Source organism: Nonomuraea sp. NPDC004354, from assembly GCF_053602555.1.
Map to the genome: position 1 here is coordinate 152900 of NZ_JBSGDV010000013.1, position 14292 is coordinate 167191.

Genomic DNA, 14292 nt, shown 5'->3' on the forward strand with positions numbered 1-14292 from the left:
GAACGGGACCTTGATCCGCCGCCGAGAACTCGGGTGAACGGTGCAGCCGATCAGTAAGAGCAGGAACCTACGCCGAGGCCCTGGTACGGAGGTGACGCGTGCCCGAGGGTGTCTCCTCCACCGCTCGGGCACGCGTCCAACGCCTCACCCGCCCGCTTCAGGCGAGGTCAGTGAGGGGTCGCCCTACTTGGACGCCTCGGTCAGCGACTCGGGCATGCCGGGCACGTTCGGGAGCTCCTTGTCGAGGTCCTTCGCGTCGACCCACGACTCGGCGGCGGGCTCGGTCACCTTGACCGTGGAACCCCACCCGGTGTACCTGCTGTCGGCGGTGAAGTCGATCGTCTCGCCACGGCCCATCGGCAACGAGATCTTGGTGGTGAACCGGCTCACGAGGCCCTTGCTGTCGAACCAGAGCGCCCACGTGACCTTCTGGCTGGCCTTGAAGCCCAGCGGCCTGCTGGGCAGCTTGCCCGCCTTGATGGTGCCCTTGGCCAGGCCGTTCTTGACGGAGGAGGCGCTGGACAGCAGCGTCTTGAGCGTGCCGGGGGAGAAGAGGTCGACGCTGGGGCCGCCGAGGCTGGCCGCGTCCGTCCGCGGGCCGCGCACCCACGTCTTGCCCTCGGGCAGGGAGCCGGCCACGAGGCCGCCCGACAGGTAGCTCCAGTTCTTGACGTTGATCTGGCGGGTCGGGGTGCGCACCAGGTCCTTCAGCGCCGCGCCGTCCTCGTCGCCTTCCTCCAGCGCCGAGACGACGACCGGGTCGAGGCTGAACTTCACGGTCTTGTCGGAGGCGGCGACGCCCGACCTGCTCCATGCCAGGGCGCCGGTCTCGCGGGCGGTGATGACGGGGTCACCGGAGATCGACATCCTGAGGGTGGCGGTGGTCTTGACGCCCTTGCCCGGGACGAACTGGGCCTTGAGCGCCTTGACCGGGTCGGCCTTGGGCGCTGCCGCCTGAGCGGGTACGGCGGTGATCAGCGCGACGCCCGTGGCCAGGGCGAGGCCGACGATGGTTCGCTTCATGTGTTTCTTCCTTCTGGAGGGGGAGGAAAGATCTTTTCACTTGAAGATCACGACCGCGTCTCATCATTCGGGACACCGTGCGCATGGCGCGTGAAGGACAGGAGGCGTGGCTCGGCACCCCGGGCAGCGGAAAGCCCGGCGCCCCCGTCGAGGGGCGGCCGGGCTCTCGACGGCGTCGGCTCCTAGCCGGCGGCCTCGGTGAGGACGCTGGGCAGGTCGGGAACCTCGGTCCCGAGGTCGGCCGCGTCGACCACCTCCTCCTCGGGGGGAGCGGTGATGACGACCTTGGTGCCCCAGTCGCTGTAGCGGGTGTCGGCGGTCATGCTCATGACCCCCAGCAGCCCGAAGTCCAGCTTCGCCACGGTGGTCACCCTGGTGACGAGCAGCTTGGAGTTCACGGTGACCGCGTAGGCGACCTTCACCTTGCCCACCTTGCCGGGCAGGGGGCTGCCGCCCGACGCCTTGCTGAGGTCGTTGAGGCTGATCGCGCCCTTGTAGACGCCGCCGCGGACGCTCGACGCGCCCTTGAGGACCGTCTTGAGGACGGAGGCGTCGAAGATGTTGATCAGCTGGCTGCTGGACATGGTGGCGTCGGGCGCGCCGTCGACGCGCACCCACTTCTTGCCCTCGGGCAGGTCGCGGGAGTAGATGCCGCCCTTGGCGTACGTCTGGTCGTTGACGCTGATGTACCTGGTGGGGCTGAACAGGGCGGCGAACTCGTCGTCGTCCGCGACCTTCGGGCCCTTGGTGCGGCGGGTCAGGTCGGAGGCGACGACGCCCTTCTTGCCGAACGCGAGGACGCCGGTCATGCGGCCGACGCCGCCGGACGGCTTGCCGTCCGTGGTCATGGTGGTGGTCTCGGAGACCTTGACGCCCTTGCCGGCGACGAACTGCTTCTTCAGCGCCTCCACCGGGTTCTTCGGCGCGGCGGAGTACGCGAAAGCGGGGGTGGCGACCGCGACCGCGGCTGCGGTGAGCGCGGTGGCGGCGATCAAACGCCTCATGTTGGTTTGTGCCCCTTCGGTCAGATGTGCGGGACATCCTAGATCGCTAAAGAGGACAATCAGGCGATTTGCCGCACATTGGTATGGCGCGCGAGCGATATCTATGACCCGATGACCTGGGCAGGTCGAGCTTGGGACTAGGCTTCCTTGGCGGAAACGCCCGGCACACGGGGGTGGGCCCGGGCCGTCGAACATCAGTCGAATAGCAGGGAGCGAGCCCGACCGAGCGAGCGGAGTGGAAGGCCGAGGAGCGAGGCGTTCCGCGAAGCGAGTGAGGAGGGGGAGCGACCAAGGAGAAGGACGGACCCTCGTGGACCTGTTCGAACATCAGGCGAAGGAGCTCTTCGCGGACTACGGCATCCCGGTGCCGCGCGGCATCGTCGCGCACACCGTGGAGGAGGTGCGTGCGGCTGCCGAGCGGCTGACCGGCCGCGTTGTCGTCAAGGCCCAGGTCAAGACCGGGGGTCGCGGCAAGGCGGGCGGCGTCAAGGTCGCCGACGACGCGGCGGACGCCGTCGCGAAGGCCACCGACATCCTCGGGATGGACATCAAGGGCCACACGGTCCACAAGGTGCTGGTGGAAGAGGCCAGCGCGATCGCGGAGGAGTACTACTTCTCCTTCCTGCTCGACCGTGCGAACCGTACCTTCCTCGCGATCTGCTCCGCCGCCGGCGGCATGGACATCGAAGAGGTCGCGCACAGCGCCCCGGAGAAGGTCGCCAAGGTGCCGGTCTCCGCGCTGACCGGCGTCGACCGCGCCAAGGCGCGCGAGATCGCCGTCGCCGGCGGGCTGCCCGAGAAGTCCCTGGACGGCGCGGCCGAGCTCATCGAGAAGCTCTGGTGCTGCTTCGTCGACGAGGACGCCTCGCTCGTCGAGGTCAACCCCATGATCCTGTCGGCCGACGGCCAGGTGAAGGCCCTCGACGGCAAGGTCACGCTCGACGACAACGCGACCTTCCGCCAGGCCGACCACGAGAAGTTCGCCGACAAGGCCGCCGAGGACCCGCTGGAGGCCGCGGCCAAGGAGAAGGACCTCAACTACGTCAAGCTCGACGGCAACGTCGGCATCATCGGCAACGGCGCGGGCCTGGTCATGTCCACCCTCGACGTCGTCGCCTACGCGGGCGAGGCCTTCCCCGGTCAGCCCAAGCCCGCCAACTTCCTCGACATCGGCGGCGGCGCCAGCGCCGAGGTCATGGCCGCGGGCCTGGAGATCATCCTGTCCGACGTCGCGGTGAAGTCGATCTTCGTGAACGTCTTCGGCGGCATCACCGCCTGCGACGCGGTCGCCAACGGCATCGTCGCGGCCTTCAAGCTGCTCGAGGAGCGCGGCGAGGCGGTGACCCGCCCGCTGGTCGTCCGGCTGGACGGCAACAACGCCCTGCTGGGGCGGCAGATCCTGCGCGACGCCGGGCTCAAGGGCGTCGAGCTTGTTGACACGATGGACGACGCGGCCAAGCGCGCCGCCGAGCTCGCTGCGGTAGGTGCGTAATGGCAATCTGGCTGACCGAGAACAGCAAGATCATTGTTCAGGGCATGACCGGCGGTGAGGGCACCAAGCACGCCAAGCGCATGCTCGCCTCCGGCGCCAGGGTCGTCGGCGGCGTGAACGCCCGCAAGGCCGGCACCACCCACCTCGACCTGCCCGTCTTCGGCACGGTCAAGGAGGCCATGGAGCAGACCGGGGCCGACGTCTCCGTCGTCTTCGTGCCGCCGGCCTTCACCAAGGACGCGGTCATCGAGGCCATCGACGCGGGCATCCCGCTCTGCGTGGTCATCACCGAGGGCGTCCCGGTCCACGACACCACGGCCTTCTGGGCCTACGCGGTCGCCAAGGGCAACAAGACCCGCATCATCGGGCCGAACTGCCCCGGCATCGCCTCGCCCGGCGCGTCCAACGCGGGCATCATCCCCGCCGACATCACCACCGCGGGCCGCATCGGCCTGGTGTCGAAGTCCGGCACGCTGACCTACCAGCTCATGTACGAGCTGCGTGACTTCGGCTTCTCCACCGCCGTCGGCATCGGCGGCGACCCCGTCATCGGCACCACGCACATCGACGCCCTGCAGGCCTTCCAGGAGGACCCGGGCACCGACGCGATCGTGATGATCGGCGAGATCGGCGGCGACGCCGAGGAGCGGGCCGCCGCCTACATCGAGCAGCACGTGACCAAGCCGGTCGTGGCCTACGTGGCGGGCTTCACCGCCCCCGAGGGCAAGACGATGGGCCACGCGGGCGCGATCGTGTCCGGCTCGGCCGGCACCGCCCAGGCGAAGAAGGAGGCGCTGGAGAAGGTCGGCGTCCGCGTCGGCAAGACGCCCTCCGAGACCGCCCGCCTCATGCGCGAGATCATGCAGTCGCGCTAGTTCCCGTCCATCGCGGGGGCTCTCCTCCGTACGGCGGAGCGTGATGACGGCCACCGGGGTCACCCGGTGGCCGTCCGCATGTCCACGCCACTCCAGCGGGACTCCGGTGCCCGCCGTGACGTGGCAGGCGCCGCTCGATCGCGGCCTGCCGTCCAGGATGAATGGCGACTCACGGCGCGGCTGAGAGGTTCTTGACTGAAAACTTGAGAACATCGAGCACTGTGACGGCCCTTCTCGATCACCTGCGGACAGCTCCCCGGACGGTACTCAGCAAGATCTCCGGAGATGACGACGAGACGCGGCGGCCGCTGCCCGTCTCAGGGATGCTCGCGGCTGCGGCCACGCTCGGGGTGGGCCTGGCCGTGCTCGTCACCCTCACCCTGGTCGGCTGGATCGCCGCGCCCAGGGGCGCGCTCGGGGCGGGCCTGCCGGGGGTGTTCCGCACCGCGGCGCAGATCTGGCTGGCCGCGCACCACACCGGGTTCTCCTGGTCGGGCGGGCAGCTCGGCCTGCTGCCGCTGGGGCTCATGGTGCTGCCCTCGATGCTGCTGTACAAGGCGGCCATGTGGATGGCGCGCGACGCCGACCTGCGGCTGCGGCTGCCCGCGCGGCTGCCGAAGAACAGCCCGAAGGAGCAGGCGAGCGCCCGGCGCAAGGCCCAGCTGGTGCTGGTGGCGCAGGCAGGGGTGTCGCTGGCCGCGCCGTACGCGCTGCTGGCCGGGCTGATGGCGCTGGTGGCCAGGAACGACGTCACCCAGCCGTTCATCGGTGAGGCGCTGCTCAGCCACTTCCTGCTGGCGTTCGTGGCGGGCGTGCTGGCCACCGCGCGCACCATCGGCCCGTGGCGGTCGATGCTGCGGCTGCTGCCCGAGCGGGTGCGCGCCGTCACGGTCGGCACGGCCGTCGCCGTCGCCGTCATGCTGGTCGCCGGCCTGGTGCTGGTGCTGGTGGCGATCGCGGTCAACTTCCAGCAGGTACGCGAGCTGACCGACGGCCTGGCGCCGGGGTTCGTCGGCGGGCTGCTGCTCCTGCTGGTCCAGGCCCTGTACCTGCTGAACGCCGTCATCTGGGGGCTGGCCTACATCGCCGGTCCCGGGTTCGCCGTCGGCACCGGCACGCTGGTCGCGCCGACGGGCGTGCAGCTCGGCTACGTGCCGACGCTGCCGCTGCTCGGCGCGCTCCCCGAGAACGGGCCGGTGCCGGCCATCATGATGGGGCTGATCGCGCTGCCGTTCGCCGCCGGCGCCGTGGCGGGCGTGGTGGTCGCCAGGATCGCGCCGTCGCCGTCGTACGAGGCGGCACCGCTGTGGGGGTTCGTCACCGGCGTCACCACGGGACTGGCCGCGGGGCTGCTGGCCGAGCTGTCGGGCGGCTCGATCGGCGGGGCCAGGCTGGCCGTGGTCGGCCCCTCGGCCTGGGAGGTGGCGCTGTCGGTCAGCCTGGAGGTCGGCGTCGCCGCCGGCATCTCGGCGGGGCTGGCCAACTGGTGGCTGCTCTACCAGGGGGCGCGCGGCAAGGGCCCGATCGCCCGCAAGCTCGACACGGCGCGCAAGGCCGGCGCGGCCATCGCGAAGGCGGCGAGCAAGGTCGGCTTCGCCGAGCCGGAGGGGCGCGCCCTGCCCGGCCACTGGATGGACGCCACCGAGGCCGACACCCAGCCCATCCCGGTCATCCGCGACGACTGGCAGGACGAGCACGCCTCAGCGGCGGCCGAGACGCTGGCGCAGGCCAAGCCGCGCGGCCCCGAACGGTCAGGGCCGCCCCGCCGCGACATCGTGGACGAGTCCGACGACCGCGGCGGCCACGTCATCTACCTCGACCCCTACGCCTGGGACCGCGACTAGGCGGCTACTCCACCGCGCCCAGGAACTCGATCACACCGGGCGGGAGCTTGGCCGCCGCCGCGTTCCTGAACTCCGCGAAGCACGCGTTCTGCGCGGCCACCGTGCCCGCCCCCTTCCTGCACTCCTGGTAGGCGGCGTACTCGTTCATCAGGTACAGCTGCATCGCCGTCGCCGACGCCGACAGCAGCAGCGCGATCGCGGAGATCACGATGCCGCCCACCGCGACGCCCGTGGACCTGCCGGCGGCGCGCAGCGCCGGCCGCGCCCTGAATCCCGCCAGCAGGGCGAAGACCGCCATGACCAGGCCGGCGAGCGGAAGCATGAACGTCATGGCCAGCGCCGCGATGGCCAGCCATATCGCCCTGCGGCCCGCGGACTCCGCGAGCTGCTGGTCGCCCGGTGCCTGCACCGGTGTCGTCACCTGACCTCCTCAACGTTGCCGGACGAGGAACAGATACCCTGGCAACCCCACCCCGAGCATGTGAATGGAGTGCGCCTGTGTCGCAGGCAGGTCGGCTTGTGGTTCTCGTCTCCGGCTCTGGAACCAACCTACAGGCCCTTCTGGATGCCTCAGCAGATCCGTCGTACGGCGCGACGATCGTGGCGGTGGGTGCGGACCGCGACGGCATCGAGGGGCTGGCCAGGGCCGAGCGCGCGGGCGTGCCGACCTTCGTCGAGAAGCTCTCCGGGTACGGCTCCCGCGCCGAGTGGGACGCCGCCGTCGCCGCGCGCATCGCCGCCTACCGGCCCGACCTGGTCGTCTCGGCCGGCTTCATGAAGATCCTCGGCGAACCGACGCTGAGCGCCTTCCCCGTGGTCAACACCCATCCCGCGCTGCTGCCGTCCTTCCCCGGGGCCCACGGCGTGCGCGACGCGCTGGCCCACGGCGTCAAGGTCACCGGCTGCACGGTGATGCTGGCCGACGCGGGCGTCGACACCGGGCCCATCATCGCGCAGGAGGCGGTGCGCGTCTTCGACGGGGACGACGAGCACCAGCTGCACGAGCGCATCAAGACCGTCGAACGAGAGCTGCTCGTCGACACCGTCGGCCGGATGGTCCGCGAGGGCTGGACCGTCTCCGGCCGTACCGTCCGCATCGGACCAGGAGGAGAGAAGAAGTGACCGAGCGCAGCGAGGGCGCTGCCCAGCCCGACAGCCGCATCGCCATCAGGCGCGCGTTGATCGCGGTGTACGACAAGTCCGGGCTCGAGGAGCTGGCCCGAGCGCTCGACGCCGCGGGGGTGGAGATCGTCTCCACGGGGGGCACGGCGGCCGCGATCGCCTCATCCGGCATCGCCGTCACCAAGGTCGAGCAGCTGACGGGTTTCCCCGAATGCCTGGACGGCAGGGTCAAGACCCTGCACCCGCGCGTCCACGCGGGCCTGCTGGCCGACCTGACCAAGGAGCACCACGTCGCCCAGCTGAACGAGCTGGAGATCGACCCGTTCCAGCTGGTCGTGGTCAACCTCTACCCGTTCGAGCAGACCGTGGCCTCGGGCGCCTCCGACGCCGAGTGCGTCGAGCAGATCGACATCGGCGGCCCCGCCATGATCCGCGGTGCCGCCAAGAACCACGCCACGTGCGCCGTCGTGGTCGACACCGGCTCCTACGGCGAGATCTACCGCGCCCTCGTCGAGGGCGGCTTCACCCTCGACGAGCGCAGGAGCCTGGCGGGCCGCGCCTACGCGCACACGGCCGCCTACGACGTCGCCGTGGCGACCTGGTTCGCCGAGACCTACACCGGCGACCGGCGGTTCAGCGGCACGGCCGGCCGGCTCAAGAACGTCCTGCGCTACGGCGAGAACCCGCACCAGCAGGCCTGGCTGTACGTCTCCGAGGACGGCGGGCTCGCCAACGCCGAGCAGCTGCACGGCAAGGAGATGTCCTACAACAACTACCTCGACGCCGACGCCGCCTGGCGGGCCGCGTGGGACTTCGACGCGCCGTGCGTCGCGATCATCAAGCACCAGAACCCGTGCGGCATCGCCGTCGGCGCCGACGTGGCCGACGCCCACCGCAAGGCCCACGCCTGCGACCCGGTGTCGGCCTACGGCGGGGTCATCGCGGTCAACGGGGAGGTGAGCGTCGAGCTGGCCAGGCAGATCGCGGAGGTGTTCACCGAGGTGGTGGTCGCGCCCTCGTTCGCCGACGAGGCGCTGGCCGTTCTCACCGGGAAGAAGAACCTGCGCCTGCTGCGGTGCGGGCAGCGGCCGGCCAACGCCACCGAGTTCCGCAGGGTCGACGGCGGGCTGCTGGTGCAGACCGCCGACCGGATCGACGCCCCCGGCGACGCGCCGCAGAACTGGGAGCTGAAGGCGGGGCCCGCGGCCACGCCCGAGCTGTTGCGGGAGCTCGACTTCGCCTGGCGGGCGTCCAGGTCGGTGAAGTCCAACGCGATCGTGCTGGCGGCCGCGGGCGCGACGGTCGGCGTCGGCATGGGCCAGGTCAACCGGGTCGACTCCTGCCGTCTCGCGGTCACCCGCGCGGCCGACAGGGCGGCCGGGTCGGTGGCGGCCTCCGACGCGTTCTTCCCGTTCGCCGACGGCCCCGAGGTGCTCATCGCGGCCGGGGTGAAGGCCATCGTGGAGCCCGGCGGGTCGATCAGGGACGACGAGGTCATCGCGGCCTGCGAGAAGGCCGGCGTCACCCTGTACTTCACCGGGACGCGGCACTTCTTCCACTGACCGGCACGCTACGGCCATCGCCCCTGGGCAGGGGGCGATGGCCGTTCGTGACCGGCGAGCGCCTGCCTCGCCGCAGCCACACGGTGGCGCAGGTTCTCGGCGACGGGAAGACTCGCGGCGGTGGCGATGGTCAGCGCCCTCTCCCAATGGGTCAGCGCCCCGCGCTGGTCGCCTCTCGCCCAGCAGACCTCGCCGAGCCCCTCATGCGCCGAGGCGGACTTGGCCGCCTGCCCTCCGTCCTCGATGACGCGCAGCGCCGTGGTGAAGCAGTCGGCCGCCGCCTCCACGTCGCCCATCGCCTGGTGGACCCGGCCCAGGACGTTGAGCACCGACCCCTCGATGTCGCGATCACCCATCTCCCTGGCGAAGACGAGCGCCTGCCTGCAGTCCTCCAGCGCCCGCGCGGGTTTCCCGGCCCGCCGCAGGCAGTCGGCGCGCAGGAACAGCGCACGTGCCTCGACCTCTCTCGCGCCGATCTGGCGGCTGAGGGCCAGCCCGCGCTCGAGATGGTCCGACGCGGTCTCCAGATCGCCGGACAGCGTCGCCACCCATCCCACGTTCACCAGGCTCAGCAGCTCGGCGAAGGGGTTGCCGAGCGGGCGCTGGATCTCCAGCGCGCGCAGGTGACTGTCGGTCGCCTTGGCATAGCGGCCCAGCTGGGTGTGGGCCACGCCGATGTTGGTCAGCACCATGGCGAGATCGTGTGGTGTGCCCTCCACCCTCAGGAGATCCAGCGCCCTGTCCAGATGGCCGAGGGCCTCCTCGAACCGTCCGATCCGGATGAGCGCGATCCCCATGTTGCTCAGCAACCGGGCGGTGCCGTCCTGGGTCTCCTCGAGGGCGAGGCCGGCGCTCAGCGCCTCCAGGGCGTCGCCGTACCGGCCGATCCCGATGTAGGCCACGCCCAGGTGCCGGCACACGGTCGCCTCGCCCGCGCGGTCACCGGTGGCTCGGGCCGCGCGCAGCCCGGCGCCGTAGCACTCGAGCGCCTCGTCGCCGTGGCCGTGCCGTTGCAACAGCGGTCCCAACGTCGCGGACAGCCGCCACGCCCGTGTCAGCAGCCCGAGTTCCTCCGCCCGACCGATGACGGCGGTGAGGTTGCGGTGCTCGGCCCTGATCAGGTCGCGGACGCCGGTGGTGGTCCGCAGCACGGGCAACGGCGAGCGGTGGTCCTCCGCGTCCATCTCGCCGAGTTGGCGGCCCGGATTGATCAGGGTCTCGCACGCGTGCCCGAGCCTGAGGGAGTAGTCCACCAGCCGCCGCACCGCCGCCAGGCGGGACTGCTCGCTCTCCTCCTGCTCCGCCAGCATCCGCGCGTGGTGCCTGATCAGATCGTGGAACTGGTAGCGGCCGGCGGCGAGCTGGATCAGCAGGTGGACGTCGAGAAGGTTCTCCAGAAGTCGCTCGGTCTCCGCCACGTCCACGCCGATGAGCGACGCCACGCCGTAGGCGTCGAAGTCGGCGCCGGGATGGACGCCGAGCATGCGGAACAGGCGCTGTTCGGCATCGGAGAGGTGCTGGTAGGAGACGGTGAACGCGGCGATGACGCCCCGGTCGCTCGCGGTGAGCTCGGCCAGGCGGCGGCGCTCGTCGCGTAACCGGTCGAGCAGGGTCGTCAGGGTCCAGGCCGGGCGGTGCGCGAACCGGGAGGCCGCGATCCGGATGGCCAGCGGTAGCAACCCGCACATGGCCACCACCTGGTCCACCAGCTCGGGACGCGCGGCCGTGCGGTCGGCGCCGGCGATGCGGACGAACAGCTCAGCGGCCTCAGCGGGGGTCAGCTGCTCGAGCGAGAACGACGTCGCTCCCTCGAGCGCGGTCAGCCGCCGCCTGCTGGTCACCAGGACCCGCGCCGAGGGAGTTCCCGGCAGGAGCGGGCGAACCTGGGCGGCGTCCTTCGCGTTGTCGAGGACCACGAGCACGCTCTTGCCGCCCACCTCGGCCCGCCAGAGGCCGATTCGCTTGTCCAGCGTGTCGGGTATCTGCTCCGGCGGATGGCCGAGATCCCGCAGGAGCAGGTCGAGTGCCGTGAACGGGTCGAGCGGGCGTTGCCCCGGTGTATGACCGTGCAGATCGATGAACAGCTGCCCGTCGGGATATCGGGCCGCGAGCAGATGCGCGGCGTGGACCGCGAGCGCGGTCTTGCCGACACCTGGCATGCCGTCCACAGCCGTGATCACGATCGCGGTGGTCGCGGGCGCGGCCGTCATCCCGAGCAGCCGGTCGATCTCCCGCGTCCGTCCCGTGAAGTCGGCGATGTCGTACGGCAGGACGTTCGGCCTGACGTTCGGCCTGATGTCGCGCCGTTCGCGTGGCGCGGGCCGGGCCTCGTCGCGCAGCAACCGGGCGTGAACGGCTCGCAGTTCGGGACTGGGGTCGACGCCGAGTTCGTCGGCGAGGAGCACGCGGGTGCGCTCGTAGACCTCCAGCGCCTCCGACTGGCGTCCCGCGTGGGCGAGCACGAGCGCGAACCTGCCGACCAGGCTTTCGCGTAACGGGTTCGCCGCCGCCAGCTCGGCGAGGTCGGGTACCAGACCCGCCACCTCGCCGAGCTCGAGCTGATGATCTATGAGGAGTTCCCATGCCGACAGCCGGTGTTCGTTCATCCGGGTCGCGGCGGCCTCGATGACGCGCCCGGTCATCCCGCACAGCGCGGGGCCACGCCACAGCTCCAGCGCCTCGGACACCATGGTGACGGCGGCAGAGGCGTCACGCTGTCTCCGCGCGGCCTCGATCGCGCGCGAGAACCGGCTGGCGTCGACCTGCTCCTCGGCGATGTCGAGCCGGTATCCGCGCCCTTCCGTGACCAGGATCCGGCTCAGCGGCCCCAGCTTCCTGCGAAGCGTCGCGACCGCGTTGTGGACCTGTTCCCTCGCCGTCTCCGGAGGGTCGTCGTCCCACATCGCGTCGACGAGCGCCGAGGTGCTCACCGCCGTGTTGGCGTTGAGCAGAAGCGCCGCCAGCACCTTCTCCTGCCTCGGGCCGCCGAGGCGGAGGGCGCGACCGCCGGCTCGCGCCTCGAACGAACCGAGCAGGCGGAACTCGACGTCGCCTGAGCCCTCGCCCGCCGTCGCTTCGCCGGTACCGGTCTTGTCGTCCATGGGAAGATCATGAGATCAGCAGATCGTCCCCCACAAGGGGCCGCACGGCCCTGCCAGGACGGTCGCCGGTCGCGTCTGTCCCTCGTTCTCGGATGGTGTGGACGCCGCGGTGAGCACGGTGACAAGGGCGAGCCCGCTCAGTAACGAGGCGAAGAACGCGCGCATCAGGATTCCTCTCGGAGACGAACGATGTCCCAGGTATCCTCCGAAACCGCGCTATCCAATCGCTATCGACTCAGCAGTCGGTCGGGTTGCTCCAGCCGTGGACGTAGCGCCCGCTCAGCCTCTCGATGAAGGCCGAGATGCGAGGCTCGTCGGGCTCGATCATCCTGTCGAGCCTGCCCCAGGCGGTGAGGGCGATGCCGCCGCCCATCGCCGGGTCGGGGAACATGACGACGTCGGCGCCGTACCGGCGGGCGATCCGTTTCAGCGCGTCCACCCGCGCCGGTGGCGTGTCCGGTGAGTAGTGGATGACGACATGACCGTGTTCCATCGCGTGCACGTACAGGCCGGGAGGGACAGGGGAGTCGTAGATTCCGGTCGCCACGGTGAAGGCGAAGTGCGGCCCCGACGTCGGCGGCTGGGAGTTGTAGCGGACGCCCGCGCCTTCCGCCTCGGGGATGTGCGGGCTGTCGAGAACGGGCACCTCGAGGCCGGGCAGGCACGGCGCGTGCCTGCTGCTCGCGACCGAGCCCGTGACGGCGCCGAAGATGACCTGGTACGGCCCTGAGGCGAGCGCCATGAGTGTGGCGGCAAGAGCGGCGCCGGTCGCCAGCCGCCAGATCCATCGCCGGCTCATCGCAACGCGCCCTCCTTCCGCCGCCGGTGCTCCCGGACGGCGAGGAACGCGGGGGCCACCCGGGGAACCACCACGAACATCGCCATGAGCAGCGACGACCAGAACACCCAGGACGTGAGCTGGAATCCGGCGAGATTCGCGGCCGCCCAGGTCACCATTCCGATCATGAAGGGGAGGCCGAAGTTCAGTACCAGCCATACGACGCCGATCATTCCGGCCAGGTACAGCAGGGAGAACCACCGGGCGACCGCCCGATCGCGCTCGCCCGTCGCGGCCAGTTCAGCCGCCTCGCTCGCGGACAGCCGCCACAGACGGTCCTTCAACAGCAGCCAGGTGGTCCGGTACAGGTCGTGGCAGCGGAGCGCGTTGGCCAGCACCGCGTACATGTCGCTGCGCATGAACACGGCCGCGAACTGCCAGGCGACGGCGAGGCACTGGACCAGGACCACGGCCGCGAGCAACCGGTCCACCACGCCGGGCACGGCCAGCCACCCGTCGCGATTGGCCAGCCGTACGGCCAGCGCGCAGGCGATGACGAGGCCGTCGATGGCGATCCCGGCGAGAAAGGGACCGTAACGCCGGTTCCGCGGCGTGGCCACGATCTGCGTGAGATCGGTCTCGAAGACCAGGAAAGCGCCCCGGTAGGACACGCGGAAGACCGCCGGTATGCCGGCGGCGCGTCCGGCGAGCCAGTGCCACCCCTCATGGCAGGCGGTCAGCGCGACGCTGACGGGGAACAGCACGAGAACCGATATCACCGGATCGGGTAACCACCACCCGTGCTCGTAGGCGGGCCGCAGGTCGGGCCGCAGCGCCAGCACGGCCACGACGAACACCCATGCCAGGCCGTAGACGGTCCACGCGCCGACGCCGAACAGGCGCCGGGCCGACACCTGGCTGACGCCCTCGATCCAGCGGATCCGGCGCCTGCTCCGCGCGCGCCCGGCGCCGGGGAGGTGCGGCGGCTCCAGGAGCCCCGCCGCGGCCAGCCCGTCCAGGAAGTCGTCGGCGTCGACCGGTTGACCTGCCACGTCACTGGCCTTGGCCGTCGCCTCGGCGAGTGCGCTTCCGTTCCGCACGGCCTCGACGAACACGGCCCCTGGCTCGGGCACCGCTACGTACACGCCGAGATCGGGCCGGCCGATCACGAAATCGTTCCCGTCGTGACCGACGACGAAGCGGCACAGCGCCGCCCTTGCCTCCTCCTCGGACAAGGTGCCCCTCCTTCCTTCCTCCGGTCATGAGTCCCGGACGGCTGCGCCGTCCGGGACTCATGACCACGCGACTCGTCACCCGCAAGGGTTGTTCCAGGTGCCAAAGCAGTCGCCGGTCAGACGGACGTTCTCGATCCGCTTGATCTCGATCCTCATGGTTCGCCTCCCTTCCACGGTCGGCGGGCGGCCCGATGGCGTGCCCGCGTCGGGTGTTCCGGCCAGGAAGAGTGCGGCGACCAGCGCAGGCGAGTGCCCC

At 70.8% G+C, this 14292-nt stretch carries 11 protein-coding genes; 5 read left to right on the forward strand and 6 right to left on the reverse strand.

Annotation, left to right across the window (positions count from 1 at the left end; genetic code table 11):
* Nucleotides 1-183 precede the first annotated feature (183 nt).
* Nucleotides 184-1023 carry a hypothetical protein gene (locus tag ACWENQ_RS30455; protein ID WP_449919990.1) on the reverse strand — a complete coding sequence of 280 codons (840 nt, stop codon included), beginning with the start codon at nucleotides 1021-1023 and terminating at the stop codon, nucleotides 184-186.
* Nucleotides 1024-1205: 182 nt separating this feature from the next.
* Entirely contained in the window at nucleotides 1206-2027 is an 822-nt protein-coding gene (locus ACWENQ_RS30460) for a hypothetical protein (RefSeq protein WP_449919992.1), read from the reverse strand.
* Between the two features lie 310 nt (nucleotides 2028-2337).
* On the opposite strand from ACWENQ_RS30460, the gene sucC reads away from it, so the two are divergent.
* The 3 genes from sucC (at nucleotide 2338) to ACWENQ_RS30475 (ending at nucleotide 6238) form a co-directional block, all read left to right on the forward strand.
* Nucleotides 2338-3519, forward strand: a complete 1182-nt coding sequence (gene sucC / locus ACWENQ_RS30465; protein ID WP_452417279.1) for an ADP-forming succinate--CoA ligase subunit beta — start codon at nucleotides 2338-2340, stop codon at nucleotides 3517-3519.
* Nucleotides 3519-4394: a succinate--CoA ligase subunit alpha gene (gene sucD / locus ACWENQ_RS30470; protein WP_354906295.1), complete on the forward strand. Its 876-nt coding sequence runs from the start codon at nucleotides 3519-3521 to the stop codon at nucleotides 4392-4394. The genes sucC and sucD overlap by 1 nt, the downstream gene beginning before the upstream one ends.
* Before the next feature lie 221 nt (nucleotides 4395-4615).
* Nucleotides 4616-6238, forward strand: a complete 1623-nt coding sequence (locus ACWENQ_RS30475; protein ID WP_452417280.1) for a cell division protein PerM — start codon at nucleotides 4616-4618, stop codon at nucleotides 6236-6238.
* Nucleotides 6239-6242: 4 nt separating this feature from the next.
* On the opposite strand, the gene ACWENQ_RS30480 is transcribed toward ACWENQ_RS30475, so the two are convergent.
* Nucleotides 6243-6659: a hypothetical protein gene (locus ACWENQ_RS30480; RefSeq protein ID WP_449919999.1), complete on the reverse strand. Its 417-nt coding sequence runs from the start codon at nucleotides 6657-6659 to the stop codon at nucleotides 6243-6245.
* A 77-nt stretch (nucleotides 6660-6736) separates the two neighbouring features.
* Here ACWENQ_RS30480 and purN point away from each other — a divergent pair, with 77 nt between their 5' ends.
* Both purN and purH read left to right on the forward strand, forming a co-directional pair.
* Complete coding sequence (purN, locus tag ACWENQ_RS30485; RefSeq protein ID WP_449920002.1) at nucleotides 6737-7360, forward strand: phosphoribosylglycinamide formyltransferase; 624 nt, start codon at nucleotides 6737-6739, stop codon at nucleotides 7358-7360.
* Nucleotides 7357-8922, forward strand: coding sequence for a bifunctional phosphoribosylaminoimidazolecarboxamide formyltransferase/IMP cyclohydrolase (gene purH / locus ACWENQ_RS30490; RefSeq protein WP_452417281.1), 1566 nt, complete (start codon nucleotides 7357-7359; stop codon nucleotides 8920-8922). The genes purN and purH overlap by 4 nt, the downstream gene beginning before the upstream one ends.
* An 8-nt stretch (nucleotides 8923-8930) precedes the next feature.
* Here the strand turns inward: purH and ACWENQ_RS30495 are convergent, their stop codons facing one another.
* From ACWENQ_RS30495 to ACWENQ_RS30505, 3 genes are all read right to left on the reverse strand, one after another.
* Nucleotides 8931-12023, reverse strand: a complete 3093-nt coding sequence (locus ACWENQ_RS30495; RefSeq protein ID WP_452417282.1) for a tetratricopeptide repeat protein — start codon at nucleotides 12021-12023, stop codon at nucleotides 8931-8933.
* 235 nt (nucleotides 12024-12258) lie between these two features.
* The gene (locus tag ACWENQ_RS30500; RefSeq protein ID WP_452417283.1) at nucleotides 12259-12822 is read right to left on the reverse strand and encodes a DUF3105 domain-containing protein; all 564 of its coding nucleotides are present in this window, start codon (nucleotides 12820-12822) and stop codon (nucleotides 12259-12261) included.
* The gene (locus ACWENQ_RS30505; protein WP_452417284.1) at nucleotides 12819-14036 is read right to left on the reverse strand and encodes a hypothetical protein; all 1218 of its coding nucleotides are present in this window, start codon (nucleotides 14034-14036) and stop codon (nucleotides 12819-12821) included. Before ACWENQ_RS30505 ends, ACWENQ_RS30500 begins: the two co-directional genes overlap by 4 nt.
* Nucleotides 14037-14292: the final 256 nt, after the last annotated feature.